This window comes from Cyanobium usitatum str. Tous (genome assembly GCF_963920485.1).
Taxonomy (GTDB): domain Bacteria; phylum Cyanobacteriota; class Cyanobacteriia; order PCC-6307; family Cyanobiaceae; genus Cyanobium_A; species Cyanobium_A usitatum_A.
Genome location: NZ_OY986431.1, coordinates 1,717,699 through 1,743,270 on the forward strand (window position 1 = coordinate 1,717,699; position 25,572 = coordinate 1,743,270).

Annotated in this window: 29 protein-coding genes; 14 read left to right on the plus strand and 15 right to left on the minus strand. The window is 63.2% G+C overall.

All coding sequences use genetic code 11. The features are described 5' to 3' along the window. Positions 1 to 2: 2 nt before the first annotated feature. From U9970_RS09150 to topA, 3 genes are all read right to left on the minus strand, one after another. On the minus strand, positions 3 to 1,220 hold the full coding sequence (locus U9970_RS09150; protein WP_322763975.1) for a sensor histidine kinase: 1,218 nt from the start codon (positions 1,218 to 1,220) through the stop codon (positions 3 to 5). Next, positions 1,207 to 2,661 (minus strand): sensor histidine kinase, encoded by a 1,455-nt coding sequence (locus U9970_RS09155; protein WP_322763976.1) that lies wholly within the window; start codon positions 2,659 to 2,661, stop codon positions 1,207 to 1,209. The genes U9970_RS09150 and U9970_RS09155 overlap by 14 nt, the downstream gene beginning before the upstream one ends. An 88-nt stretch (positions 2,662 to 2,749) precedes the next feature. Continuing rightward, entirely contained in the window at positions 2,750 to 5,482 is a 2,733-nt protein-coding gene (gene topA / locus U9970_RS09160) for a type I DNA topoisomerase (RefSeq protein ID WP_322763977.1), read from the minus strand. Between the two features lie 109 nt (positions 5,483 to 5,591). On the opposite strand from topA, the gene U9970_RS09165 reads away from it, so the two are divergent. Further along, positions 5,592 to 7,151 carry an NAD(P)H-quinone oxidoreductase subunit N gene (locus tag U9970_RS09165; RefSeq protein WP_106501433.1) on the plus strand — a complete coding sequence of 520 codons (1,560 nt, stop codon included), beginning with the start codon at positions 5,592 to 5,594 and terminating at the stop codon, positions 7,149 to 7,151. Positions 7,152 to 7,187: 36 nt separating this feature from the next. Further along, positions 7,188 to 7,862, plus strand: coding sequence for an ABC transporter ATP-binding protein (locus U9970_RS09170; RefSeq protein WP_322763978.1), 675 nt, complete (start codon positions 7,188 to 7,190; stop codon positions 7,860 to 7,862). On the opposite strand, the gene U9970_RS09175 is transcribed toward U9970_RS09170, so the two are convergent. From U9970_RS09175 to U9970_RS09195, 5 genes are all read right to left on the minus strand, one after another. After that, positions 7,855 to 8,859, minus strand: coding sequence for a M23 family metallopeptidase (locus U9970_RS09175; RefSeq protein WP_407653113.1), 1,005 nt, complete (start codon positions 8,857 to 8,859; stop codon positions 7,855 to 7,857). The genes U9970_RS09170 and U9970_RS09175 overlap by 8 nt on opposite strands. 148 nt (positions 8,860 to 9,007) lie before the next feature. Beyond that, entirely contained in the window at positions 9,008 to 9,715 is a 708-nt protein-coding gene (locus U9970_RS09180; RefSeq protein ID WP_322763980.1) for a biotin--[acetyl-CoA-carboxylase] ligase, read from the minus strand. Continuing rightward, the gene (locus U9970_RS09185; protein ID WP_322763981.1) at positions 9,712 to 10,905 is read right to left on the minus strand and encodes an aminotransferase class I/II-fold pyridoxal phosphate-dependent enzyme; all 1,194 of its coding nucleotides are present in this window, start codon (positions 10,903 to 10,905) and stop codon (positions 9,712 to 9,714) included. The genes U9970_RS09180 and U9970_RS09185 overlap by 4 nt, the downstream gene beginning before the upstream one ends. Beyond that, on the minus strand, positions 10,892 to 11,212 hold the full coding sequence (gene trxA / locus U9970_RS09190; protein ID WP_322763982.1) for a thioredoxin: 321 nt from the start codon (positions 11,210 to 11,212) through the stop codon (positions 10,892 to 10,894). The genes U9970_RS09185 and trxA overlap by 14 nt, the downstream gene beginning before the upstream one ends. Positions 11,213 to 11,291: 79 nt before the next feature. Further along, a complete protein-coding gene (locus U9970_RS09195; protein WP_322766090.1) occupies positions 11,292 to 12,065 on the minus strand; it encodes a PspA/IM30 family protein in 774 nt (257 codons plus the stop codon). Between the two features lie 87 nt (positions 12,066 to 12,152). Between U9970_RS09195 and U9970_RS09200 the strand changes: the two genes are divergently transcribed. Further along, positions 12,153 to 12,701, plus strand: coding sequence for a DUF721 domain-containing protein (locus U9970_RS09200; protein ID WP_106501429.1), 549 nt, complete (start codon positions 12,153 to 12,155; stop codon positions 12,699 to 12,701). On the opposite strand, the gene U9970_RS09205 is transcribed toward U9970_RS09200, so the two are convergent. From U9970_RS09205 to U9970_RS09230, 6 genes are all read right to left on the minus strand, one after another. Further along, positions 12,695 to 14,512 (minus strand): ArnT family glycosyltransferase, encoded by a 1,818-nt coding sequence (locus U9970_RS09205; RefSeq protein WP_407653030.1) that lies wholly within the window; start codon positions 14,510 to 14,512, stop codon positions 12,695 to 12,697. The genes U9970_RS09200 and U9970_RS09205 overlap by 7 nt on opposite strands. 59 nt (positions 14,513 to 14,571) lie before the next feature. Then, on the minus strand, positions 14,572 to 14,778 hold the full coding sequence (locus tag U9970_RS09210; RefSeq protein ID WP_322763983.1) for a PIN domain-containing protein: 207 nt from the start codon (positions 14,776 to 14,778) through the stop codon (positions 14,572 to 14,574). Further along, the gene (locus tag U9970_RS09215; protein WP_322763984.1) at positions 14,756 to 14,902 is read right to left on the minus strand and encodes a hypothetical protein; all 147 of its coding nucleotides are present in this window, start codon (positions 14,900 to 14,902) and stop codon (positions 14,756 to 14,758) included. Before U9970_RS09215 ends, U9970_RS09210 begins: the two co-directional genes overlap by 23 nt. Positions 14,903 to 14,962: 60 nt before the next feature. Continuing rightward, positions 14,963 to 15,148, minus strand: a complete 186-nt coding sequence (locus tag U9970_RS09220; protein ID WP_322763985.1) for a type II toxin-antitoxin system Phd/YefM family antitoxin — start codon at positions 15,146 to 15,148, stop codon at positions 14,963 to 14,965. 80 nt (positions 15,149 to 15,228) lie between these two features. After that, positions 15,229 to 16,305 (minus strand): glycosyltransferase, encoded by a 1,077-nt coding sequence (locus tag U9970_RS09225; RefSeq protein ID WP_322763986.1) that lies wholly within the window; start codon positions 16,303 to 16,305, stop codon positions 15,229 to 15,231. After that, positions 16,305 to 17,240, minus strand: a complete 936-nt coding sequence (locus tag U9970_RS09230; protein WP_322763987.1) for a DMT family transporter — start codon at positions 17,238 to 17,240, stop codon at positions 16,305 to 16,307. Before U9970_RS09230 ends, U9970_RS09225 begins: the two co-directional genes overlap by 1 nt. 58 nt (positions 17,241 to 17,298) lie before the next feature. On the opposite strand from U9970_RS09230, the gene sppA reads away from it, so the two are divergent. From sppA to U9970_RS09285, 11 genes are all read left to right on the plus strand, one after another. Continuing rightward, positions 17,299 to 18,111, plus strand: a complete 813-nt coding sequence (sppA, locus tag U9970_RS09235) for a signal peptide peptidase SppA (RefSeq protein WP_322763988.1) — start codon at positions 17,299 to 17,301, stop codon at positions 18,109 to 18,111. Then, complete coding sequence (gene aroH / locus U9970_RS09240) at positions 18,108 to 18,485, plus strand: chorismate mutase (protein WP_322763989.1); 378 nt, start codon at positions 18,108 to 18,110, stop codon at positions 18,483 to 18,485. The genes sppA and aroH overlap by 4 nt, the downstream gene beginning before the upstream one ends. A gap of 88 nt (positions 18,486 to 18,573) precedes the next feature. Further along, a complete protein-coding gene (locus tag U9970_RS09245; protein WP_407653031.1) occupies positions 18,574 to 19,167 on the plus strand; it encodes a DUF2808 domain-containing protein in 594 nt (197 codons plus the stop codon). Between the two features lie 96 nt (positions 19,168 to 19,263). Then, positions 19,264 to 19,401, plus strand: coding sequence for a 50S ribosomal protein L34 (rpmH, locus tag U9970_RS09250; protein ID WP_006170261.1), 138 nt, complete (start codon positions 19,264 to 19,266; stop codon positions 19,399 to 19,401). A gap of 5 nt (positions 19,402 to 19,406) precedes the next feature. Continuing rightward, on the plus strand, positions 19,407 to 19,790 hold the full coding sequence (gene rnpA / locus U9970_RS09255; protein ID WP_322763990.1) for a ribonuclease P protein component: 384 nt from the start codon (positions 19,407 to 19,409) through the stop codon (positions 19,788 to 19,790). Next, a complete protein-coding gene (locus U9970_RS09260) occupies positions 19,787 to 20,194 on the plus strand; it encodes a PH domain-containing protein (protein ID WP_322763991.1) in 408 nt (135 codons plus the stop codon). The genes rnpA and U9970_RS09260 overlap by 4 nt, the downstream gene beginning before the upstream one ends. Before the next feature lie 53 nt (positions 20,195 to 20,247). Next, complete coding sequence (yidC, locus tag U9970_RS09265) at positions 20,248 to 21,375, plus strand: membrane protein insertase YidC (protein WP_322763992.1); 1,128 nt, start codon at positions 20,248 to 20,250, stop codon at positions 21,373 to 21,375. Positions 21,376 to 21,378: 3 nt separating this feature from the next. Further along, positions 21,379 to 21,918 carry a YceD family protein gene (locus U9970_RS09270; protein WP_322763993.1) on the plus strand — a complete coding sequence of 180 codons (540 nt, stop codon included), beginning with the start codon at positions 21,379 to 21,381 and terminating at the stop codon, positions 21,916 to 21,918. A gap of 10 nt (positions 21,919 to 21,928) precedes the next feature. Continuing rightward, on the plus strand, positions 21,929 to 23,431 hold the full coding sequence (locus U9970_RS09275; RefSeq protein ID WP_322763994.1) for an AAA family ATPase: 1,503 nt from the start codon (positions 21,929 to 21,931) through the stop codon (positions 23,429 to 23,431). A gap of 99 nt (positions 23,432 to 23,530) precedes the next feature. Continuing rightward, positions 23,531 to 24,496 carry a hypothetical protein gene (locus tag U9970_RS09280; protein WP_322763995.1) on the plus strand — a complete coding sequence of 322 codons (966 nt, stop codon included), beginning with the start codon at positions 23,531 to 23,533 and terminating at the stop codon, positions 24,494 to 24,496. Between the two features lie 109 nt (positions 24,497 to 24,605). Beyond that, complete coding sequence (locus U9970_RS09285; protein WP_254960875.1) at positions 24,606 to 24,779, plus strand: hypothetical protein; 174 nt, start codon at positions 24,606 to 24,608, stop codon at positions 24,777 to 24,779. A gap of 142 nt (positions 24,780 to 24,921) precedes the next feature. On the opposite strand, the gene U9970_RS09290 is transcribed toward U9970_RS09285, so the two are convergent. Then, on the minus strand, positions 24,922 to 25,560 hold the full coding sequence (locus U9970_RS09290) for a mechanosensitive ion channel family protein (RefSeq protein ID WP_322763996.1): 639 nt from the start codon (positions 25,558 to 25,560) through the stop codon (positions 24,922 to 24,924). Between the last annotated feature and the right edge of the window lie 12 nt (positions 25,561 to 25,572).

Below are 25,572 nucleotides of genomic sequence, written 5' to 3' on the forward strand. Positions count from 1 at the left end.
GTTCAGTTGAGAGCTTGAACGTAATTCAAAACTCTCATGCAACTATCACTATCAGCCTCATCTATCAAGAGAATACTGGGGTCTAGCTCCGGCAAATAATCTTGCTTCTTGATCTTAAGCAGCGGCAGAAGCACCATCATCACAGTTTTCGGCTCACCCTCAAGTGATACTTCCGAAGATGATGGCAAGAGGGTGATCTGTCCGTTCATGACCCCCAAAACAGCTCGACAGACTGCTAGACCAAGCCCGGCACCATCAGCACGGCTTGGATCTCGGTGCTCCTCTAGCCGATGAAATCGGTCGAAAACACTTTCCTTCTTAGTCTCAGGAATACCAACACCCCAATCGGCCACACAAATCCTAAGACAACCATCTTGAGCAGCAAAAAGCACAACCACGCCAAGATCTGGGGAGCTATAACGGAGTGCATTATCCAAGATATTGTTCAGAACAAGATTAAGAGCCTCTGGGTCAACTGAGATGTAGTTACCCCCCACCTCATCCGACAAATGGAACGCAACTCGGGCTCGGGAGACCTCTGGCAACTGGTGATGCCAATCTTTGAGTTGCTGACAAACCAAGACCGACCGCATTTTCCAACGATTGCTTCCAGCATCCAGATCGGTGAGCACGCTCAAATGATCAATGAGCCGCTGCATACGTTTAAGCTCCTGACTCACCATATTTAGGTATTCTCCTGACGCACTAAGCGAACTATCCAGCTTGATGCCGGCCCGGCGCAAACTAGCTTGGGCAATAGCGAGGGGGGTGCGCAGCTCATGAATGAGCTGATTCATGAAGATCTGTTGGCTACGCAGAGATTGTTCAGCCGGTCCTGGATCAGTACGCCTTCTAGCGAAATGCTGAATCGTGATTAGAGTGTATTGCTCCGATGACTCAGACAAGCGCTTCCAGCGAATCAACATATTACTCGCTCCAACATCATCAGGATCCTGCTGCGGCAGCCTCCATGACACTTGACCTACCGGTAACGTTGATATCTTCCGCCTGAGTCTCAGTGCACGTTGCGGTTGAAAGTAATCTGCCATTGGATGCACATCGGCGAGAAACTCCTCAAGACCGCGGCCAGGTGCCCGATAGTGCTCTTTAACGGCAGCGAGATTTGCCCAGGCGATAATGAGCTTGCCATCAATAATGAGCATTGGCTCGTTGCTGGTCTGGAGCGCAAGCTCCAGGATCCGATCATCAAGATTGGACATGACAAATCGGCAACTCGAACTGAAGTGTGGTGCCGGGCTGTTCTTGGTCCACAATCTTCACTTTACCACCCATTCTTTCAATCAGCAGGCGGACGATAGCAAGGCCAACACCGGTGCCACGAACCTCTTCCCCTGTTGCGAGCTTCGATCGATAGAACGGCTCAAACACCAATTCCCTCTCGGCCTCAGGGATGCCAGGACCACGATCTTCAACCCTGATGCGCACCAATTCAGGAGTACTGTCAATCAACATATAAATCGGCTGATCTGCCTGCGAATACTTGGAGGCATTCTCTAACGCATTGAGCACACATTGACGCAGTCGCTCACCATCACCTTGGATGGTGGCATTAACAGCGGGATCAGCTTGGTCAAGGTCTTGCCATTGAAGGCGGCTTCCCCAAGGCAATACCTGCACATCCGCATAGATTTGCTGCAACAGCCGATAGGGATTTATAAGAGTGGACTGAAGCGAGAGGTTATTGGAATCACCTCGAGCAAGATCGAGAAGACTGGTCACCAGACTATTAACGCGCCCAGCCTCTGCCTGCAGAGATTCAACCAGCCGACTCTGATCAGCAGGAAGATCGCCAGCGCGACGAGCGAGGCGACGGGCGTTGCTACTGATCAGGGTGACCGGCGTGAGCAACTCGTGACTCATGGAGCGCATCAACAAGTTCTGTTGTGTCCAGGCTTTCTGCAACCGATCCGCCAGAGAGTTGTAAGAGGCTGCAATTCCATGGAGCTCCTTCGGTTGCCCATCGGTCAAAACCCTCTCACCACCCACCACCCCCGATGGCCTCAGGCTGAGATCATCCATGACCCGCTCGAGACCCAGCAGGGGATTCAGGGCGAGAGCCGTAACCTGTCTAATCAGCAGGGTTGCGATCAACACCAACACCAACCAGATCCCGAACAAGATGATCAGGTTTTCCTGCCGGCTGGCAGGACTGATGCCCACATCTTCCAAAAAGCGCAACACCCCCTGACCATTCCCCAGGGGCATCGAGCAGGTGAAGTAGATCTCCCCTCTATAGGTAAACGTGCGGGGTTTCTGCATACCGGGTGCATTCAAGCCGGCCGCAATGAGCAGCTTGGGATCGTTGAAAAACTCCTGCACAGACGCTGAATTTGGGAAAACCGGCGGAGCAGATGGGCGACTCAGCCAGACAAGCACGCGCGTGGCTGAAAATTCATTGAGAACTTTCCTGATGTCCTGTTCACCAAGCCTCGATAGCGCCGGGATTCCCTGCTTGCCTCTGATCGCGGGGTTCTCATTGATAGCAGCGGTTGTAGCCATCACAAGACGCTCATGACGCTGCAAGCGGTCTCGCTGGATCACAACCTCCGTTGTCACCAGCAATATCCCGTAGCTGACTGAAATCAGGGCAACCAGTGACAGCCACAGTCGCTGTCGAATCGAGACAACACCCTTGGCCATCGAATGGAAAAAATTCAGACTAGTTCTACTCCGGCATCCCCCCTTGCCAAGCTCCAGTGGGCGCCGGCGGCCGGGCCGGCGCCTGCCATCAGCTGTCCGCCGCCCTGATCACACGCACCGCACTGGCCCGCAAGCGGCCGGTCTTGGTGGTGGCGGGAGCTTTCTTTGCCGCAGGAGCTTTAGCTGCAGGAGCCTTTGCCGCAGGAGCCTTAGCTGCTGGCTTTTTCGCTCCCGGCTTCCTCCCCGCAGCTTTGCCACTAGACGCCTTAGCGGCCAGCAGCTCAACCGCCTGCTCCAGCGTGATCGTGTCGGCTGTCGTGCCCTCCGGCAAAGAAGCATTCACCTTGCCCTGCTTTACATACAGGCCATAGGGACCATCAAACAGTTGAATCACCTCGTCGGCGCCCTCCGGGACACCGATCTCCTTGAGGGCCGTGCGGCCCCCGCGCCCCTTCTTGGGCATGGCGAACAGCTCCACCGCTCGCTCAAGGCCAACCACCAGTACGTCGTCCTCAGCCTTAAGAGATCGGTAGTCCTTCTCACCCTTCCCCTTGTGGTGCACCACATAGGGGCCAAAGCGACCAAGACCAGCCTCCACCCGACCACCCTCCGGGTGGTCGCCAAGTTGGCGCGGTAGACGCAGCAGCGCAATGGCATCCTCCAGCGTCAGATCCTCGGGCTTGGCGCCCTTGGGCAGTGATGCTCGCTTCGGTTTCGGGTTCTCGTCACTCACCTGGCCACGCTGCACGTACGGCCCGTACTGGCCAAACAGCAAGTACACCTGCTCTCCGCTTTCCGGGTCATCACCAAGAGACTCAGGACCATCCGCCTTTTGCCTCAGGATCAACTCCGCCTTTTCGCCATCGAGATCGGCAGGGGTGATCTCCTGAGGCAGCGTGGCCTTGAGCAGCTCCTCGCTGCCGTCTTCAGCGACGCGCTTCGTTTCCAGGTAGGCACCAAAACGGCCGATGCGCACCACGCACGGCAGCCCCTCCAGCTCAACGGTCCGGGACACACCGGGGTCGATATCGCCCTCCCGCTGCTGCACCTGGGTTTCTAGGCCCTTTTCTCCCTTAAAAAAGCTCTCCAGGTAAGGCAGCCACTGCACCTGACCGTGGGATATCTCATCGAGGGTGTTCTCCATCCGGGCCGTGAAACTGGTATCCACCAGATCCGGGAAGTGCTCCTCCAGCAGGGCCGTCACGGCAAAAGCCGTGAAACTCGGCGTGAGGGAGTTATTGGCGAGCGTCGCGTACCCGCGATCCACGATCGTGCCGATGATCGAGGCATAGGTGGAAGGCCGGCCGATGCCCTCCTTCTCAAGCATCTTCACCAGGGCCGCCTCGCTATAGCGAGCGGGGGGCTGGGTTTGGTGGCCGAGCGCCTCCACCGACTTGCAGTCAGGGCTGTCGCCCACCTTCAGGGCCGGCAGCAGCAGCTCCTGTCCTTCAAGCGCCGCGTCGGGATCGTCGCTGCCCTCCACGTAGGCGCGAAAAAAACCAGCGAAGTCGATGCGCTTACCCGACGCACGGAACTGGGCTGGGCCCAGGGCCCCGCCATCGGCCTCCAGTTCCACCGCGAGCATCGTCAGGCGGGCATCAGCCATCTGGCTGGCCACCGTGCGCTTCCAGATCAGCTCATAGAGGGCCAGATCCTTGCCATCAAGTCCTGTGGCGTTTGGCGTGCGGAACGCCTCTCCCGCTGGACGAATCGCCTCGTGCGCCTCCTGCGCGTTGCGGGCCTTGGTGGAAAACTGGCGCGGGCTGGGGCTGAGGTAGTCCTTCCCGTACTTCTCACTGACGCAGCTACGCGCCGCGTTGATCGCCTGCTCGCTGAGGTGCACCGAGTCGGTGCGCATGTAAGTGATGAAACCGCGCTCGTAGAGACCCTGGGCCGTGCGCATGGTTTCCCGGGCCGAAAGCCGCAGCTTGCGGTTGGACTCCTGCTGCAGCGTGCTGGTGGTGAATGGCGGCACTGGCTTTCGCACCGTGGCCTTCTCCTCTACAGAGCCCACCTTCCAGGGGTTGGCCTGCACCTGCACCTGGAGCTGCCGCGCCTCCCCCTCGCTCAGCAGCCTCACCTTGCTGCCGTCCTTCAGGCCGCCGGTGCTCTCATCGAAGTCGGAGCCTCCCGCGATCCGCTCCCCTTGCAAATGGCTGAGCTTGGCCTCAAAGACACCTTCTCCCTCCTCCAGACGGGCCTTGAGGTCCCAGTAGCTGCCGCTGCGGAAAGCACGCCGCGCACGCTCGCGCTGCACCAGCAAGCGCACTGCCACCGACTGAACCCGGCCGGCGCTCAAACCCCACGCCACCTTTTTCCACAGCAGCGGCGAAAGGGTGTAACCCACCAAACGATCGAGGATCCGACGCGTTTCCTGCGCATGCACCAGCTCCATATCCAGCTCGCGGGTCTCCTCTAGAGCACGGCTGATCGCCTCTTTCGTGATCTCGTGAAACACCATCCGCTTCACAGGCACCTTCGGGCTCAGCAGCTGCAGCAGGTGCCAGCTGATCGATTCACCCTCACGGTCTTCGTCAGTCGCCAGAAGCAGCTGGTCCGCACCCTTAAGAGCATCCTTCAGCTCCTTCACCACCTTTTTCTTGTCCTTCGGCACCACATAAAGCGGCTCGAAGTTGGCGGCGGTATTCACTCCCAGATTTGCCCACTTCTCACCCTTATGGGCCGCCGGTATCTCGCTGGCGTTATTAGGCAAGTCGCGGACGTGCCCCATCGAGGCTTCCACCTTGAAATCCTTGGGAAGAAAACCCCGGATCGTGCGGGCCTTCGTCGGACTTTCAACAATGACCAGGGTGTGACCCACAGGCACGCGCCTTACCGCTTCCCTCTTTATCGCATCAAGCGCCCAAGTTGACAGCCAGGCGCAGCTACAGTCACCCCATCACAGCTCCCACCTCGCGGTCCCCTCGCTGATGTTCCTGCTGGGCGCCCTCTCCTCCGTGGCCGATGCGATCGGCAGTGGTGCCGGAACGGGAGGCTTAAATCTCCAGCTCAATGCTGGCGCCATCGCCCCGGAGGCGGCGGTGCTGATCGCACTGCTCACCTGCCTGCTGGTGGATCTCGCTGGCGAAAAGGCGGCCAGCCGCTGGGTTCCACCGATTTGTTATGCCGGCCTGGGCAGCGCCCTAGTGCTGCTTGCCCTGCAGTGGAACACCCCAGACCTGCAGCCCGCCTTCGTGGGCTCCTTCCTGGCGGACAACCTGGCGATTGCCTTCCGAGCCGTGGTGGCGGCCTCCACATTGATTTCACTGCTGCTCAGCTGGCGCTACGTGGAGCAGAGCGGCACGCCGGTGGGGGAATTCGCCGGCATCCTGCTGGCTGCCACCCTCGGCGCCATGTTCCTATGTGGAGCCACCGATCTAGTGACAATTTTCGTGTCGCTGGAAACCCTCTCTGTATCTAGCTACTTGCTGGCCGGCTACATGAAGAGGGATGCCCGCAGCTCCGAGGCGGCACTGAAATATTTGCTGGTGGGTTCGGCCGCCGCGGCTGTATTTCTCTACGGCGCCTCCCTGCTTTACGGCCTCACCGGTGGTGCCACCGGCCTCGACGCAGTAGCCCTGGCCCTGCGCACCAGCGCCTCGCCCGTTACAGCCCTGGCCCTGGTTTTCGTGCTGGCCACGGTGGCCTTCAAGATCGCAGCGGTGCCCTTCCACCAGTGGACCCCCGACGTCTACGAGGGCTCGCCAACGCCGGTGGTGGCCTTCCTTTCGGTGGGCTCCAAGGCCGCCGGCTTTGCCCTGGCCCTGCGAATCCTGGTGGGCTGCTTCGAGAGCTTTGATGCCCAGTGGAAGCTGCTTTTCACCGTGCTTGCGGTGCTCAGCATGGTGCTGGGCAACGTGGTGGCCCTAGCCCAAACCTCAATGAAGCGGATGCTGGCCTACAGCTCCATCGGCCAGGCCGGCTTCGTGATGATCGGCCTGGTGTGCGGCACCGAAGACGGCTTCGCCGCGATGGTGCTCTACATGGCGGCCTACCTGTTCATGAATCTGGGCGCCTTCGCCTGCATCATCCTGTTCTCGCTGCGCACCGGCTCCGACCGCATCGCTGATTACGCCGGCCTTTATCAGAAGGATCCGCTGATCACACTGGGCTTAAGTCTCTGCCTGCTTTCCCTAGGTGGGATACCGCCGATGCTGGGCTTCTTCGGCAAGATTTATTTATTTTTTGCCGGCTGGGCCGATCACCAATACCTGCTGGTGGTGGTGGGTCTGGTCACCTCGGTGGTATCGATCTACTACTACATCTCAGTGATCAAGATGATGGTGGTAAAAGAACCCCAGGAAGCCTCAGATGTGGTGAAGGCCTACCCTGCCATCAATTGGTCTGTGGCTGGCCTGCCCGCCCTGCGCACCGCCCTGGTGGGCTGCGTGATTGTCACCGCCGTGGGTGGCATTCTCTCCAACCCCCTGTTCACCTGGGCCAGCCAGGCTGTTACCGGCACGCCGATGCTTGTTCAGGCCATTGGTTGAACACGGGTCATTTGTTAAGAACAGGGCAGCGATTTGATGGGGGATCCCGTTGCCCAACTTCAGGGCGTAGATAAGGTTTATGGCAGCGGCGAGATGGCCGTTAAGGCCCTCGATGGTGTGGATCTCACCGTCAATAGAGGGGATTACTTAGCAGTAATGGGAGCGTCCGGCTCCGGCAAAAGCACGGCCATGAATATTCTCGGCTGCCTCGACCGCCCGTCCAGTGGCAGCTACCGGCTCAACAACACCCCGGTGGAAGACCTCAGCGATGACCAGCTCGCTGATTTGCGCAACCGCGACCTGGGCTTTGTGTTTCAGCAGTTCCATCTGCTGCCCCAGTTGAGCGCCCTCGACAATGTGATCCTGCCGATGGTTTACGCGGGGGTGCCTGCGGCTGAGCGGCGCCAACGGGCCCAAGCGGCCCTCGAGCGGGTGGGGCTGGGTCAGCGGCTAAATAACAAGCCCAATCAGCTCTCGGGCGGCCAGCAGCAACGGGTAGCCATAGCCAGGGCGATCATCAACCAGCCCGCCCTGCTGCTGGCCGACGAGCCGACCGGGGCCCTGGATTCCCAAACCACCGCCGAAGTACTCGACATCTTCGATGCCCTGCATCGCGGCGGCATGACCGTGGTGATGGTTACCCACGAAGACGACGTGGCTGCCAGGGCCGAGAAAATCGTGCACTTCCGCGACGGCCGGATCATCAGCTGATAGTGCGTGGCCGCTCCAATCTCTCCAATAGCTGCCCCATCAACAGGGCGATGGCATCGCTGCCGGCGGCCCCCTTGCCCGGGTCTAGATCACCAGGATCAACCGCCATCCAGCCGCCGTCGCCGGGCAGGCGCAACTCGAAGTGCAGATGGGGTCCGCTGCTCAAGCCCGTGCTGCCGACCCGGCCGATTACCTCACCCTGGCGCACCCGATCACCCTCCTTGACGTAGAGCTCGCTGAGATGGCCGTAGAGGGTGCGGCGCCGCGGCCGGTCGTGTTCGACCTCAACCGCCAGGCCATAGCCACCCGCCAGGCCACTGCTCACCACCAGGCCGCCCAGGGCTGAAACCACTGGCGTGCCCTCTGGAGCAGCCAGATCGCGGCCCGCGTGCATCAGCCAGTTGCCCAGGATCGGGTGCAGCCGGTAGCCGAAGTTGCTGCTGGTGACCGCCGAACCGATAAGAGGAAACAGCAACTTGCGGTTGCCGTTGCCACCGATCGGAGCCGGGCGGGGCGTGACCCCAAAGACATCGGCAAGGCGGAAGCTACCGCCAGCGCCGGCCAGCAGGGCCGAAACCGGCACCGTGAGCGGCGGCAGCAAGCGACCTTTGCCGTCATAGCGGCCAAAAGATTCAGCGCCCGCTACTCCGCCACTTACGCCGTTGTTGGTACGGCCGCGCCAGCGCACCACCAAGCCCCTGCTGCACTCCTGCTGGGAAAGGGCGCCGCTGCGACAGGCCCGCTGGTGGGCAGGCACGTTGAAGGGGGTTATGCCGGAGCCCGAACGAATCCGGGCCCGCTCCACCGGACTAACCACGCCATCACGCACCAGCTCATCGAGGGAGGCATCAAAACGGGCCGGCGGCCGGCTCGGCAGGGCAGCCGGATCGGGACGCAGCGGCTGGGCCAGGCCCGCGGGCTGTGGCGAAGGGGCAAGGCCAGGACCGAGCTGGTCTTGCCCCCAGGCGAGGCCCACTCCCAGCAGGGGGGCTGCCATAAGGGGCAGCATCCCCACCAGGGCCCTGCCCCGGCGCCGGCGGCTTGGGGCAGCAGGATTTAGGGGGGGGGTCCCCGGTGGCTGGCGATCGCGCATAGGAGCCATTGTAAAAATCCTGCCTAACCGCGCCCTTGCCTAAGGAACGGCCTCAGAAGTAGCGCTGGAGAGCCAGTTCCCGCCCCTGCCGGCCGAGGCGCAGGCGGCCATCGGCATGCAGACCCAGCACCTGCCAAAGCTCGCCGTCGTGCAACCAGCCCGCCCCAGGGCGCCACAGCCGGGCCTCGGCGGCAGCGCGCACCTGGCAAGGCTGCTGGGCATGGGCCGCAGCCCATTCCAGGCCGGCAAGCACCCTGGGCAACAAGCGCTCTGGCCGCGCCAGGGGGTGGCCCTGGCGGCACCCGAGGGCCTCTGCCACCGACAGGGCTCCAGGCGGCACCCGGTTGCAACCATTGAGACCAACCCCAACCTGGGCAGCGCGGATCCGCTGGCCCCGCAAGCGCATCCGGGGCAGCAACCCCGCAATTTTGCGATCCCCCACCAGCAGATCGTTGGGCCACTTGAGTTGCACCGCAAGCCCCAGGGCTTCGAGCTGCTGGGCCAGCCCCACCGCCACCGCAAGACCCAGGGAGGCCGTTCCAGGCAAAGCCCCAGCCCAAGGGATGGCCGCACTGAGCCAGATCCCGCCCGCCGGCGATAACCAGGGCCGCCCCTGCTGACCGTGGCCAAAGCGCTGGCGCCGAGCTGTTACCGCCAGCCCCTGCAGCGGCAAGCCAGCGACCTGGCGCTGCTCCAGCCAGCGAGCAAGTTCGATCTCGGTGCTGGCACACACCGGCAGGCGGCGCAGCTGCCAGCTCAAAGGGTGGCCAGCCAGGCGCCGATGCGGGCCGCACCTGCCTCGAGCTCAGCCACCGGATGCACCAGGGCAAGGCGTAGCCAGCCCTCGCCTCCGGGGCCAAAGCCATTGCCGGGGGTCAGGGCCACACCGGTGGCCTCGAGCAGGGCTGCACAAAAATCCTCGCTGCTCCAGCTGCGCTCAAGCGCCTGGGGCGGCAACTCCAACCACAAATAAAGCGCCATTGAGGGCCGCCGCACCGGCCAGCCCACCGCCTCCAGGGCATCAGCCATGCGATCGCGTCTCTGCCGGTATTCCTGCCGCAACTGCTCAGGCCAATGCGGAGCCTGCTCAAGCGCCGCAATCGCCCCGGCCTGCAAGGCAAGGGACTGATTGAAATCCACCACCCCCTTGAGCTGGCGCAAGGCGCTGATCAACCACTCGGCGCCTATGGCGAAAGCCAGCCGGTAGCCCCCCAAACACCAGCCCTTGGAAAAGGAGAAAAACTCAATGCCGCAGTCGCGCCAATGGGGGGAGAGCAACAGGGCCGGTGCCTCCCCATCGAGGGCCAGATCCACGTAAGGGTTGTCGTGGGCCAGCACCAGGCCATGGCGCACCGCCCGCGCGGCGGCTTCATCGAGCCAGGCCTGCTGGCCCGTAGTGGCGGTGGGGTTGTGGGGGTAGCCGAGCACCATCAACTTCAAGTCGTCCCACTGGTCAGGGCTGAGGGCATCAAAATCCGGTCGCCAGCCCGCATCAGGATCGAGCGGCAACAACACCGGCTCAGCGGAAGCCAGGTGCAAACCACCCAGGTGGGAGGGGTAGCAGGGGTCGAGCAGCAGGGCCCGATCACCCGGGTTGAGCACCGCCAGGGGCAGGTGGGCCGTGCCCTCCTGGGAACCCACCAGCAACAGCACCTCCGTCTCCGCATCCACCTTCACCCCAAAGCGACGCTGGGCCCAGTCGGCCACTGCCGAGCGAAAGGGCAGGGTCGCTGCGTGAAGGCAGTAGGAGGCGCTGGCGGGCTGACCAAGCTGGGCAGCGATCGCCTCGATGGCCGCCTCGGGCGGTTGCAGATCCGTGGAGCCGAGTGAAAGATCGAGCAGTGGGGACAGACCCCGGCTGGCGGCACGAGATGCGTAGGCCGATTTGCGCTGGTCGTTGCGGGCGAAAACGCCACTGCCAAGACGGGACAGGCGCTCAGATATGGGCATCCACAAAAGCCTGTAGCTGCGGTTTTGCCATGGCACCCTCGTGGCGAGCCAGTTCCTTGCCATCTCGGAACAAGATCAGGGCGGGAAGGCCCTGGATCTGCAAGCCATCGCGAATGGCTGGGTTGGCGTCTGCCTCAAGCTTGCCCACCACCAGACGACCTGCATATTCAGCAGCCAGCCACTCCATCATTGGTGCCATCAGCCGGCAGGGACCGCACCATTCGGCCCACACATCCACCAGCACGGGCGTAGAACAATCGGTCACCTCAGCTTGGAAATTGGCATCGGTGAGATGAGCGACAGACACGACAGCAGCCTTTAAAAACGTATGCGTACGGCGATTGTATTAAGCGGGGCAGCCGGCCGGAGACGAACCGCCAAGCCGCTCAGAGCTTGTCGATCGAACGCTTGAGCTCCTCGAGCTCCGGGTCTACCTCGCTCACCTTTACCGGTTCGAGCTGGGGAGCAGCTGAGCTTCCCAGGGGCAGGGATACCGGAGTGCCACCGGCGAGGCGATTTTTCAAAGCCGCCAATTCATCGTCAACCTCGGGGGCCCCTTCAAGCGCCGCAAACTGACTCTCCAGATCTGCTCCAGCCAGTTCAGCGGCGGCCTGGCTGCGAGCCTCCAGGGTCTGCACCTTTTCCTCCATGCGCTCAAAGGCGGCCATGGAGCTGTTGGTGCCCAGGCTGCCCACGGCGCTCTGCAGCTGCTCCTGAGCCTGGGCCGCCTGGGCCCGGGCCTTGAGCATGTCCTTTTTGGTTTTGGCCTCGGCGATCCTGCTCTCAAGAGAGATCAAGCTCTTTTTGAGCTGCTCCACCTGACCCGCCTGGCTCTGCAGCTGGGTGTTGAGGGCAGTGGCGGTGTCCTGGCAGGTTTTGCGGCGCCCTAGGGCTTCGCGGGCCAGATCTTCCTCACCCTTCTTAAGGGCCAGTTCAGCGCGCTCGTACCACGTTTTAGCCTGGGAATCGGCCTGCTCGGCCTGGTTCTGGATGCGCTTTTGGCTAGCGATAGCAGTAGCCACCGCCTGGCGAAGCTTGATCAGGTCCGACTGCATGTCGGCCACCGATTGATCCAAAATCTTGGAAGGGTCCTCCATCGCGCCTACCGCCGCATTGGCGTTGGCGCGGATCAGGCGGCTGAGGCGGTCAAAGAAGCCCATCGGAGGCTGCAGGGGCAAGGCTTGAGGTTAGCCAGGGTTTGGCTTGATTCACCAGCGGGATTGCCGCACCGCCGATAGGGTCAAGCCATGGCCAAGGCCCCCCGACAGCAAACCCGCCAACTCGGCAATCTGAGCCTGCTGATGCCGCCACCCCGGCAGCCCGCCAGCGCTCTGGCCAGTTGCCTGCGGGAATTGGAGCAAAGCTGGCAGCAGGGCGGACACCTGGCAGCCCTATGGCAGGCCTGGCCCCGCATCGCCGGAGCCCAGCTGGCACCCCACTGCCGGCCCCTGCGGCTGCACAGCGGCCTGCTCACCGTGGGCGCCGCCCCTGGCCCTTGGCTGCAGGCGCTCCAATACAACCGCCACCAACTGCTGGGGGCCCTACGCGCCAACGGCTTCACCGTGCGCGACATACGCCTGGAGCAGCACCACCCCAGCGCCGCCGTAGCCCCCGGCCGCCAGCAGGAGGAAGAAGTGTGGAGCGTCCATCCCAGCCGGGTGGACGTCCACGGCATGGCTAGCTGTCCCCGCTGCACCAGCCCGGCCCCCGCCGGTGAGATGGCCCGCTGGGGCCATTGCAGTTTCTGCCGGCAAAAGCAGCTGACCCAGTCTTTAGAAGGCGCGCAGCCTCAGTAGCGCTCGGGGCGCTGCAGCTGCCAGTCGGCGGCCACCCCCTGCCGCTGCAGCTGGGCCGCCCGCTGCTCCAGGCGACTGCGCTCCACGCGCCAGAGGGCATAGATACCGCGGCGACTCAATAGCTGGGGTTTAAGTCCCTGCCAGTGGGGCTGGGCGGCGGTGCCGGAATCAATCACCACCAACACACTTGGCTGCTGCGCCGACGTGCTGGCGGGTTGACCTGGGCGGCTCTCATGCCGGAGGCGATCGGCCAGGTTCAACAGATGCTGGGGCTCATTACCCTCGAAGATCACCACCCGGCGGCTGTAGTAATGCAGCGAGGGTTTAAGCATGCCGAGCATCGCCAGCGGCTCGCTGGGCCGGCGGGCGGAGCGGGCCTCAGCCGCGAGCTCCCGCACCGGGGCGGCCCGCAGCCGATCCCCCAACTCCACCAGCGGCAGCAACACGGCCGGCACAAAAGCTGCCAGCGGCAGCTGCAGGGCCAGCAAGCCCGACAGAGCGTCCTTGCGCCAGCCTGCCCAGGCCCCCAGCAGCAGGGCTAGGGCCCAGAAGGCAGCGGCCAGGGGCACCCAGGGCGCCGCCAACAGCTCAGCCACCAGGCTGGGCATCTCGGGGGCCTCAATCAGCGGCAGCCAAAGGGGTCCTGCCGCGAAGCCCCCGGCCACCACCGCCGTGAGCAGCAGGCTCAGCCCCCAGGCCCAGCGCCGGCCCCGCTGAGCCGCCAGGGCAACAAGTAGGCCCGCCGCCGGTGTGGCTGGCAGCCAGTAGCTGGGCAGCTTGGTGGCGGCCGCAGTGAAAAACAGGAACACCGCCAGCAGCCAGCAGGCGGCGAAGCGCTGCAGGGAGAGCTCGGGCGCCAGCGGCTCGGCAGGCAGCCAGCGCCAGCGCAGGCGCCCCAGGCCCTGGGCCAGCCCCAGCAGCAGCAAGGGCGTGACCGGCAAGCTGGCGATCACCAGCACGGGCACGAACAACCACCAGGGAGCCTGGTGGTTGTTCACCACCGCGGTGAAGCGCTGAAGATTGTGATAGCCAAAAAAGCTCTGCCAGAACGGTTCTCCCTCCACCAGCAGCGCCAGGCCATACCAGGGCAACGCCACCAGGGCGGTGAGTGCCAGCCCAGGCAGGGGCCGCAGCCGCGCCCACAGCCCGCCCAGATCCGCCTGCAGCCAGCCGAATAAAAGCAGAGTGAGCCCCAGCAAAAGCACCGCCACCGGCCCCTTGGCCAGCACCGCCAGCCCCAGCACCAGCCAGGCCTGCCACCAGCGGCGCCCGCCGGCGGCATAGCAGCGCCAGCTCAGCAGCAGGCTGAACCCCAGACACCCAGCCAGCAGGGCATCACTCACGGCGATGCGGCCCCACACCAGCGCCAGGGGCGAAAGGCCATAGGCCAGGGCGGCCGCCAGCGCCGTGGCCCCTGGGGCCCGGGAGCGTTGGGGCCAGCGCAGCAGGGTATGGGCCAGACCCAGCATCAGGGCCACGCTGGCCAGGGCCGAAGGCAGCCGCGCCGCCCAGGTGCCCAGGGGGTTCCAAGCCTGCTGCCCCGGCAGGGCATAGAGGGCCCCCATCAGCCAATACACCAGCGGCGGCTTGTCGTAGCGGGGCAGGCCATTGACGCGGGGAATCAGCCAGTCGCCCGTTTCAGCCATCGCCCGCGCCGAGGCGGCAAATAGGGGAGGCGTTTCATCCACCAGCCCGGTGCTGCCGAGCTGCCAGACAAACAGCACCAGGCCGATCGCCAGGGTGCAGAGCAAGACCAGGCGATGGCGGGTCAGCTTGAGCTGCGGCAGAGGGCGTTTTGCCGAAGCATTCAACGTACTGAAGCGAGGTGCGATCGCTGGCTGGCAAGCCGGAGCTGGCTGTTCGGGCTCATTCAGCCCATCAGCCGCACCGGCCCCGGATAGGCCGCCAGTTGCTGATCGGCAGTGATCAAAAGCAGGCCATCAGAGCTGGCCTGGGCCAGCAACAGCCGATCAAAGGGATCGCGATGCAGGAGCGGCAGTGCGGCCACCGCCAAGGCGTGATGGGCCTGGACCGGCAGTTCCTGCCAACCGCCATCAAGCAGGGCTCGGCGCAGCAAGGCTAGCCACACTGAAGACAGGCGTATTGGCGGGATCCTGCAGCATCGCCGCTAGGGCCGCTGAAAGCCGCTCAGGCGAGCCCATCGCCCACACCAGCAGATGGGTGTCGAGCAACAAACGCATGGCTGGCCTCAGGCGCCTTCGAATAGATCGGCGATCTCGGCGGCACCCAGCTGATCAAAGTCATCGGGCACCTGACACTGGCCGGCCAGCAGGCCCAAACGCCGCAGCAGCGCCTGCTTCGCCGAGGGGGGTGACGCGCACCATGGGCCGGCCAGCCTTGCAGATCACAAACGGTTCCCCCGCAGCTGCCTCATCAACCAGACGCGAGAGGTGGGTCTTGGCCTCGTGCATGTTCACCTGACGCATGGCTGTGACCTAGCTGCCTGAAAATGTTTAGTCGACCAAGCATCAACACTGGGGTCCCTGGATGGGTTGAACAAACCGTTTCACAAACCCAAACCAGCCACCAACCACGCTTCCACCCGCTGCGCCAGCACCGCCCGCGAGGCATGGGCCTCCACCCAGGCCCGGCAGGCGCGCCGCTCGATCGTGCCCACCTGCGCTACCGCCGCCGCCAGGGCCGTCACGTCGTCTGGCTCCACCAGCAGGCCAGTGAGACCCGGCTGCACCAGCTCGCCGGGACCGCCGCGGCGATAGGCCACCACCGGCACACCGCAGGCCAGCGCCTCCACCACCACGTTGCCGTAGGCCTCATTCCACTTGGGGGTATTCAGCAGGGCCCGGCAGCGGCCCAGCTCCGCCTGCAGCTGATTGGTGGGCAGGAAACCCCGCCACTGCAGGGTGCCAGCCGGCACCGACGCCTCCACCGCTGCCGCATAGGCCTGGTCTTCCACCAAACCCCACACCGCTAGGGGCAAGCCCAGCTGGGCCGCCGCCGCCGCCGCGTCCTCCAGCCCCTTCTCCGGCGCCACCCGGCCGGCCCAGCCCAGCAGCGGCTCAGGCTCGGCGCAGAAGCCATAGGCGTCTAGGTCAAAGCCATTGCCCAGCACCACCGGCTCCTGGGGCAAGCCAAAATCCTCCGCCTGCACGCGGGTATGAAAAGCGAGGCGCCGCTGGTCCCAAGCCGCCAGCTCGGCAATCGCCAAATCCATCGCCTCACTCACCGAACCCATGCTCACCAGGTGAAACAGGGGCAGGGGCGCTAGGGGCGTCAACCAGAGAGGCAGCCAGTCGTAGGCCAGGTTGATCACCGCCTCAAAGCCGGCGACCGGACCCTCCAACAGGGCCCGCCGCCAGAAGGCCTGCAGCAGGCCATCGGCCGGCATCGTGATCGCAGCACTGCGCTGCTGGTGCTGGGCGCTGGTCTGGGAGCTGCCGCTACAGGTCCAAAGTTCAGCGGCGAGGCAGGAGGGGGGCAACACGGATCCCTCGGCCGCCAGCACCGTCACCCGGTGGCCCCGCCCCAATAACCCCGCCACCAGGGCACAGGCCGTGAGCTCCACACCACCGCCGCGGCCACTGCCTAGGGCTCCCACCGGAGTACTCACCACCAGGATCCGCATCAGGGCTGCTCCAGCAGGGAGGTGCCGCGCCAGAGCTGCTGGCGCCGGTTGATCAACAGCACCGACACCAGGGCCAGCAGGGCCCCAAGCCACTGCAAAGGCTGCAAATGCTCACGAAGCAACCAAACCCCGCAGAGCAGGGCGAAGACGGGAGTTAAGAAGGTGAGAGCGGTGAAACCTGTGAGGTCACCACTGTTGGCAAACCAGAAGAAGAGGCCATAGGCCAGGGCGCTGCCGAGCACGGTGGCGTAAGCCATTAATCCCCATTCTCCCAGGTTCCAGCTGGGCAGTAGAGGCCCCTCCCAGGCGACCCCACCCAGCAGGGGCAGGCCACCCAGCAGAAGGTGCCAGCCGGTAATTGCCACCGGATCGCTTTGGCGGCTGGCGTAGCGACTCAGCACCGTGCCGATGGCCATCGCCGCCGCCGCCGCCAGCATCCACAGCTCCCCATGGCTCCAGGCCTGTTCGCCGAGGGCGACGGGACCATCGAGCCACCAGTGGCGCAGCACCGCTGCCGGCAAACCCAGGCAAAGAATGCCGAGCAGCCCCAGCAGCAGGCCCACCCAGCCCACCGGATTGATCGCCTCCCCAAACAGACTGCGGGCCAGCAGGGCCACCAGCAGGGGCTGGGAATCAATAAGTACCGAACCCAGGCCCGCTCCGGTCTGGCCCAGGCCCCTGGCCAGTAGACCCTGGAAGAGACTGCCATCTACAAGGGCAAAGGCCAGCAACCAGGGCCAATCAACGGCAGCCACCCGCAGCGAGCGGCCCAGCAACAGGGCGGCCAGCAGCACCAGAACCCCCGCGGGCAGCAGCCGCAGGCTTGCCACCTGCAGGGGACTGCCGGATTCCAGCAGGGGCCGCATCGCCGCCATCGCCGTGCCCCAGAGCGCAAAAGGGAGCAACATCAAGGGCCATCGCAGGGCCTGGGGCATGGGCTTCCTGGCCGGCGAAGGCTTTGTTTTTAAGATCCAAACACTTCACCTATCCCAAATGCCCTGGCCCTGGCGCCGCAAGACCCGTCGCACCCTGGCGCGCATTGCCATCGAAGGACCAATCGCCGGCCCCACCCGCAGCCGGGTGATCAAGGCCCTGCGCCAGGTGGAGCAACGGGAGTGCCCTGCTCTGCTGCTGCGCATCGATAGCCCCGGCGGCACCGTGGGGGACAGCCAGGAGATTTACAGCGCCCTGCTGCGCCTACGCGAGAAGGGCTGCAAGGTGGTGGCCAGCTTCGGAAACATTTCCGCCTCAGGCGGGGTCTACATCGGCGTTGCCGCCGAAAAAATTGTGGCCAACCCAGGCACGATCACCGGCTCGATCGGGGTGATTCTGCGGGGCAACAACCTCTCCAAGCTGCTGGAGCGGCTGGGCGTGAGCTTTGAAACCGTCAAGAGCGGCCTCTACAAAGACATCCTTTCGCCGGATCGCGCCCTCAGCGAAGGCGAACGCAAGCTGCTGCAGAGCTTGATTGATTCGAGTTACCACCAGTTTGTGGAGGCCGTAGCAACGGGAAGGGGTCTGAACCAAGAAACGGTGCGCGGCTTCGCCGATGGCCGGGTGTTCAGCGGCGCCCAAGCCCTGGAGCTGGGTTTAGTAGATGTGCTCGGTGACGAGGAGACGGCCAGGCGCCTGGCCGCCGAGCTGGCTGGCCTCGACCCTGAGAAAACCCGCCCAACCACCTTTGGCAGCCCGCCCAAACGCTTTGGCGGTGTGTTGCCGGGCCGCAGCCAACTGCGCCAGCTGATCGAGAGCTTCAGCCTGGAACTGGCCTGGAGCGGTCAACCCCTGTGGCTATACAGGCCATGAACGCAGGTTTTGTGCTGCGGGCCCTGCGCGGGGCCACCACCGCCGAGCTGAACAGCGCCGAGGCGATTCAGGCCTGCGTCAAGGAGCTTGTGGATGCCCTGATGGAGCGCAATGGGCTCCAGGGAGAGCAGCTGGTGTCGGTGACCTTTTCCGTAACCCGGGATCTCGATGCCTGTTTCCCGGCGGCCATCGCCAGACGCCAACCGGGCTGGGAGCAGGTGGCCTTGCTCGATTGCCAGCAAATGGAAGTGGCCGGCGATCTGCCTCGCTGTATCCGCCTACTGGCCCATGCCTGGCTGCAACCGCAGCAGATACCGGTGCACCCCTACCTGCGCGAGGCAGCTGGCCTACGTCCCGATCGGGCTCAGCCCTAGGCCCGCCGCCACCTTTGGGGCCGGCCACCTCAGGCACCGGGGCAGCAGCTCCCTGCTGAGAATCAAATTACTTATTGGTGCAGCCCTGATGGTTTTCCCTCGCCTTCGCCACCAACTCGCCCTCCCGGCCCTAGCCGCCGGCGCCGCTCTCGTTACTGGAGCATTTGCGCTTAGCACCGGATCCCAGCCGAGCCTGGCCCAGGGCACGCCCAGCCTGATGGAGTTTCGCTGGGATAACACCAAGGACTACCGCAAGCTCTACTTCTTCATGACCGACACCCAGCGCCTCAAGCGCTCGGAGTACTACTTAATTCTCAGACCAAAAGATCGCAAGACGGCAATTCTCAAACTAAGCATCACCGTGCCTAGCTATTTCGACGCCAAGATTGACCCCAAGCGAGTCAAGCTCTGCAAGATGAGTGAGGGCGGCATGATGTCGCGCACCAAGTGCCAGGAGATCATCCCAGCCACGATCGAAGTGGCTGCCAACGGCAGTGCCATTGAGATTTTCCCAGACACGCCCGTACCAGACACCGGCACCATTGGGGTGTACATGAACATCTTCAATCCCTTCAACATCGGCATGTATCAGTTCAATGCCCTAGCCCAAGCGCCCGGCGACGTGCCGATAGCCGGCTACCTGGGCAGCTGGCTGATTCAGATCGATCCGCCTAACAACTGAGTAGGGGCAGTACTGGGTGGGGGCGGCGCCAACCCCGCCTGATAGGTTGGCCCTTACGCCCATTACCGACGCAATAAGCGCAGCGAAGAGCCAGCCATGACCAAGCGCACCCTGGAAGGAACGAGTCGTAAGCGCAAGCGCGTATCTGGCTTCCGAGTGCGCATGCGCAGCCACACAGGCCGCCGCGTGATCCGCACCCGCCGTCGCCGCGGCCGGGCCCGCCTCGCCGTTTAAGAGCCTTGGCCCTGCCCCAGTGCCACCGGCTCAAGGGGCAACGGGTGTTTGACCGTGTGTATCAGAAGGGCCGCAAAACGCACGGCCCTTTTTTGTTGCTTCGCGTTTTGGACGCCCTGCCCCAACTCCTGCCTGCCAAGCAGCAGGCAAGTCCGCCCAGCAGCTGGCGCTGCGGGATTGTGATCAGCAGCAAGGTGCACAAACGATCCGTGCGCCGCAATCGCCTGCGCCGCCTGCTGCACGAGCACCTACTTGCCCAGCAAATCGGCGATGACCAGCGCTGCCTTTGGCTGCTACTCAGCCTCAAACCCGGTAGCGCTGAGCAATGCCCCCAGGCCTTGCTGGGAGAATGCAGCCAACTTCTTCACCAAGCAGGCCTGACGCGATGAGCACTGCCCCCGCCGCCTCCATTCAGGAAAGCGTTTTCTACGAAGGCGGGCCCGCCAAGGGAGACCTGATCTTCAATTTGGTGCTCGGGCTCACCCTCATCGGCATTCCTTTCGCCGTTGGAGCGATCGTGCGGGCTCTTTGGCTGCGTTTCCGGATCACCAGTCGCCGCATCGAGGTGAATGGTGGCTGGCTGGGGCGCGACCGCACCCAGGTTGTATACAGCCAAATCAGGGAGGTGCGCAGTGTGCCCCGGGGCTTCGGCCTCTGGGGCGACATGGTGCTGGTGCTCAACGACGGCTCCAAGCTCGAGATGCGCGCAGTGCCAGGGTTCCGGGAGCTCGAGGCCTACATCGAGGAGCGCCGCCAAGCCAAAAGCTCCACACCCAAGGGCATGGCCGCCTAGACCATCAGTCACACTGAGCCCACGCTCCCCCCTACCCCGAGAGCCCCTCTGCCGTGATCGGCTACATCTCCGACAACCTGCTGCTCCCAATCCTCGATTTCTTCTACGGATTGGTGCCCAGCTACGGCCTGGCAATCATCGCCCTCACCGTGGTGATCCGCCTGGCCCTGTTCCCGCTCAGCGCCGGCTCGATCCGCAACGCCCGCCGCATGCGGATCGCCCAGCCCGCCATGCAGAAGCGGCAGGCCGAGATCAAGGCCAAATACGCCAGCAACCCCCAGAAGCAGCAGGAGGAGCTGGGCCAACTGATGAAGGAGTTCGGCAGCCCCCTGGCTGGCTGCCTGCCCCTGCTAGTGCAGATGCCGATCCTGTTTGCCCTGTTTGCCACCCTGCGGGGCTCACCTTTCGCGGATGTGCCCTACACCCTCAACCTCAAGGTGCTGCCTGCTGAGCAAATCGCGGCAGTCGAGCCCAAGCCTTTCAACAGCGCCAGCCATTCGATCTTCGTTACTGAAACCAACCACGTGCCTGTGATCGCCAGCCTCGAAGGCGGCACCAAGCTGGGGGTGGGTGATTCGGCCCAAGTGAAGCTGCACACCAAAGACGGCTCGAGCTTTGCTTCGGTGCTGCAGGGAATTGAGAACGGCGACGCCTACACGCCCGCTTGGAGCGTGACCAAGGGAGAAGGCGTCGTGAGCGTGGCAGTTGATGGCACGATCACGGCCCTAGGCACCGGCGACGCCACAGTCGAAGCCAAGATCCCTGGTCTGGCAGCCCGCAGCGGCTTCCTGTTCATCAAGGCTCTCGGCCAGGTGGGCTTTATGACCGATGGCGCCGTGAACTGGGACATCGCCATTTTGGTGGCAGGTTTCGGGGCCAGCCTGTTTGCCTCCCAGATCCTTTCTGGCATGGGCATGCCCGCCAATCCTCAGCAATCCACCGCCAACAAGATCACCCCGGTGATGATCACCGGCATGTTCCTGTTCTTCCCCCTGCCGGCTGGGGTGCTGCTCTACATGGTGGTGGCCAACATCTTCCAGGCCCTGCAGACCTTCCTGCTCAGCCGCGAAGCCTTGCCTGACAACCTGCAGGCGATCCTTGACCAGCAAATGGCGCAGCAACCAGTGACTGTGTCAGCCAGCGGCGGTCGCCTGCCCTTCGAACCCAAGGGCAAGAAGTGATCCGTGTCCAATTCACCCAAGCCAGAGCACTCTGAGCCGCTTGTCGGGGAGCGGCTTCGGCCTGTTCCCCTCTCGGATCTGCGCCACCTGGATGCTGGGCGCCATTGGCAAATCGATCAAACCATCGAGGGTCTAGCCAGCCTCACACCGGTGCGCGGCCAACTGCACGTCAGCCATCGGGGCAACCTGCTGGAGGTGGTGGGCAAAGCTGAAACGATCGTCACCCTCTGCTGCGATCGCTGCCTCCAGCACTTCAACCATCCCCTGCGCGCCAGCAACCAGGAACTGCTTTGGATCGGCGAACCCACCCCCATCCAATCCGACTCGATGGCCATCGAGAGCGAGGCTGACGACAGCGGCCTGATGGAGCAGCTCGATCCCAGGGGCAATTTCGATCCAGAACACTGGGTATTTGAGCAACTAAACCTGCTGCTACCGATCGTTAACCACTGCGGCAAAGACTGCCCCGGTCCGGCCACCTGGAGCAGCGACGACGCCGGCATCGATTCCCGCTGGAGTGCCCTGCAGGGCCTGAACCCCTGAGACTCCCTCCGTGACCGACAGCTGGGCCGACCAACTCGATCTACTGATCCGGGCACGCACGCCGATTCTGTGGATCCGCAGCCTCGAGGAGGAACGGGTTGATGGCCTGCTGGAGCAAGCAGCCCAGCGACTGGGCGGCCGCACCCTGCTGCGCTGGGACTTCATTGATGGCTTGAGCGGTGCCCCAAACCGGAGCGGCGAGGCCACCCGCAACCCGATGGCGGCCCTGGCCTGTCTCGACACCCTGCCGCCCGAGCAGGGGGCCCTGCTGGTGCTGCGCGATTTTCACCGCTATTGCGAAGACGCCGGCGTCTGCCGCAGGCTGCGCAACCTGGCCTCGAGCCTGCGCCAGGCACCCCGCACCCTGGTGATCACCGCCCCCGACTGGGCCATTCCTCGGGAACTGGAAGACAGCATCACCCTGCTGGACCTGCCCCTGCCTGATGCCGAAGAGATCCGGCAACTGCTCAGCACAATTGCTGGCGTCAGTGGCTATCCGCTGGCACCGGCCGTGTGCGAACAGCTCACCGCCGCCTGCCACGGCCTCAGCGAGCAGCGGGTGCGCCAGCTAGCTGCCCGGGCCCTGGCCCGGCGCGGCCAACTCGGCGAGGCGGATTTAGCCGAGGTGCTGGAGGAGAAACGTCAGGCGATCGCCAAGAGCGAGCTGCTGGAGTACTGCCCGAGCGAAGCCAGCCCCGCTGATATCGGAGGCCACGAAGCCCTCAAGCACTGGCTGGAGCAACGCCACATGGCCTTCAGCGAAGAAGCGATGCGCTACGGCCTGCCCCTACCCCGGGGCGTGCTGCTGGTGGGGCCCCAGGGCACCGGCAAATCGCTCACCGCCAAAGCGATAGCCCACAGCTGGAGCATGCCACTGCTGCGCCTGGATGTGGGCCGGCTTTTTGCCGGTTTGGTGGGGGCTTCGGAGGCCCGCACCCGCGACATGATCCAGCGGGCGGAGGCGATGGCGCCCTGCGTGCTCTGGATCGATGAGATCGACAAAGGCTTTGGGGGCGATTCCCGCAGTGATGGGGGCACCAGCCAGCGGGTGCTGGGCACGGTGCTCACCTGGATGGCGGAGAAAACCAGCGCCGTGTTTGTGGTGGCCACTGCCAATGGCGTCGACAAGTTGCCAGGCGAACTGCTGCGCAAGGGGCGCTTCGACGAGATTTTCCTGCTGGATCTGCCCAGCGCTGAGGAGCGCCACTCCATTCTTGATCTGCAGCTGCGTCGCCGCCGGCCTAAGCACAGCATCACCCTGGAAGTGCTGGTAGATCGCACTGCGGGATTCTCAGGCGCCGAACTGGAGCAGACCGTGATCGAGGCCATGCACCTGGCCTTCGCCGAGCAGCGGGAATTCGGCGAAGCCGACCTCATCGCTGCCGCTAGCCAGGTGGTGCCCCTTTCGCGCACCGCCCGGGAGCAACTGGAGGCGCTGCAGGCCTGGGCCAGCGGCGGCCGGGCCAGGCCGGCTTCCCTGCACAATGGAATACCCAACAACAGCCAGGGCTAGCCAGTTTCACAACGGGTATGCCCATCTACATGAAGGTTATGGGTCGTAGCTAGATCAGTAGCAGATTTCTTACGACACCTAGCCCACGGGGCGACAACCATGGGATTCCCATTTCTGCCGATCTCAAACAACCGGCTCGCCGCTCCTTCCTTGGCGATGGCCCTACTGATGGCGAGCACAGGATCACTACCGGTTTTGGCAGCTAACAGAGCCAGCGGAGAGGCTAACAACTCAGAATCTGGCGCACCTGGCTGGCAAATGATCGCCAACCAAGACTCAGACGCAGAGGAAAAGAAAAAGAAAAAGAAGAAAAATCAACCGGATACGCAACAGAATTCAGGCCAAGGCAATAAACAAAATCAAAACATAAACCAGAAAGAACGAGAGCGCATCTACCAAGAGGGACTGGAAAAGGGCAAGAAAAAGGGCTACGAAAAAGGCACCACAAAGGGCTACGAGGAAGGCCTTCAATATGGCAAAGAGAAAGGCAAGGAAAAGGGCTATGAGCGCGGCTACGACCAGGGCTGGGACGATCGAAAAGTTAAAGACAAAAACCAGTGGAAAGACTGGAACAGCAACAGCTGGCGCGAATACAATCGCAAAAAACGCGACATCTGGACCCGACGAGTTATTGTAAACAACAATTACTACAGCAACCCAGGCTGGGCCAGGGGTCCCGGTTGGTACAACAACAGGCCATGGGGCGGCAGTTGGTATGGAGTGTCCAGCTCGCCACCTTGGGGCTGGTGGGTTGGCCAATCCGTTGTATGGGGAGTCACCGCCCTAACAACAGCAGCCATAATTAATAGCGCCATTGATCGAGCCATTGCTCGCCAGCAGGCCTACGTTCTTGTGCCGAACACCAATTGGCAGCTGTATTACGGCAGCGTTCAGCCCATGGCGCAGTCCGGGGTGAGCTTCGCCGTCAATAATGGCTATGGCACTTACCAGATGGAAGCCGATTGCCAGCAAGGCTTGCTTAATGGCGGCGTACCTACTACCCCTGCGGAAGCTCAGCTCATCAATGCCGCTTGCCAGGTCACTTTTGGTGGCGGAGGAATTTGAAGACGTGTCGGCGAGTAACGAACTCCGACGCTAGGTAACAAGCTCAGAGCCAACCAGGGACGTAGAGGGAAATCACCTCTACGTTCTGGCCCAAGCCGCCAGAGCATCCGTGAGCCCCACCCCAAACAGCCGCCCTGAAGTGCTTAGCCAACTGGCGGTGGCCTGCCTTGGGGCAGGGATCGTGACCACCGTGGCGGTGGCTCAGGGACAGAACCCACTCACCGCCTTGGGCATCACGCTGTTTTCTGCGATCGCTGCCGTAATGGTTGGCCAGGTGCTCTAGTTAGCGCCCATCGCCAGCGGAATCCTGGGCACGGGGAAGCCGTTGGCGCCAAGCACATCGATGATCATGCGATTGGTATCGAAATAACCTGCCAATAGTTGCTGGTGTGGGTGTACGGACGCACCGCCAGCCGGGGGCCACGCTAACTGAACTCGAGCACCTCGACGACTGCTTCCATGCCAGAAAACTGATTTGGCACCTGCTTAATGCCCTCTTTAAGCAGGGCGATTGCTCGGCCTACATCAGCGGAATTATCGAGCTGGGCCACTAGCTCAACGCGACGATAACCATGGACCGAATAGTTATGGATGGTGTCGCCAAACAACTTGCCGTTGGGCACGATGATACGCACGTTGTCTGGAGCCAGCAGCGAGGTAACAAACATGCCGATTTCCTCAACTGTGCCGGTGACCCCACCAGCTGTGATGAAGTCGCCAACACTGAAGGGGCGGAACATCTGTAGAAAAACTCCGGCTGCAAAGTTGCCGAGCATGCCACTCCAGGCCGCCCCGATGGCTACGCCGGCACCTGCAAGCAGGGCAGCAAAGCTAGCTGTCTGGATACCAAAGGAGCCCAGGATCGCAACCACCAAGATCACTCGCAAAACCGCAGCGAGGATGTTGATCAGATAGCCAACAACCGTCGCGTCGAGGCTGCTACTGCGCAGACTTTTGCGCACAATTCGCATTGCCAGCTGAATCAGCCAGCCACCAGCGATCCAGAGAGCTACTGCCCCCACCAACTTCAAAACAAAGGGAACAATCGTGGATACCACGAGCACTGACAGATCTGG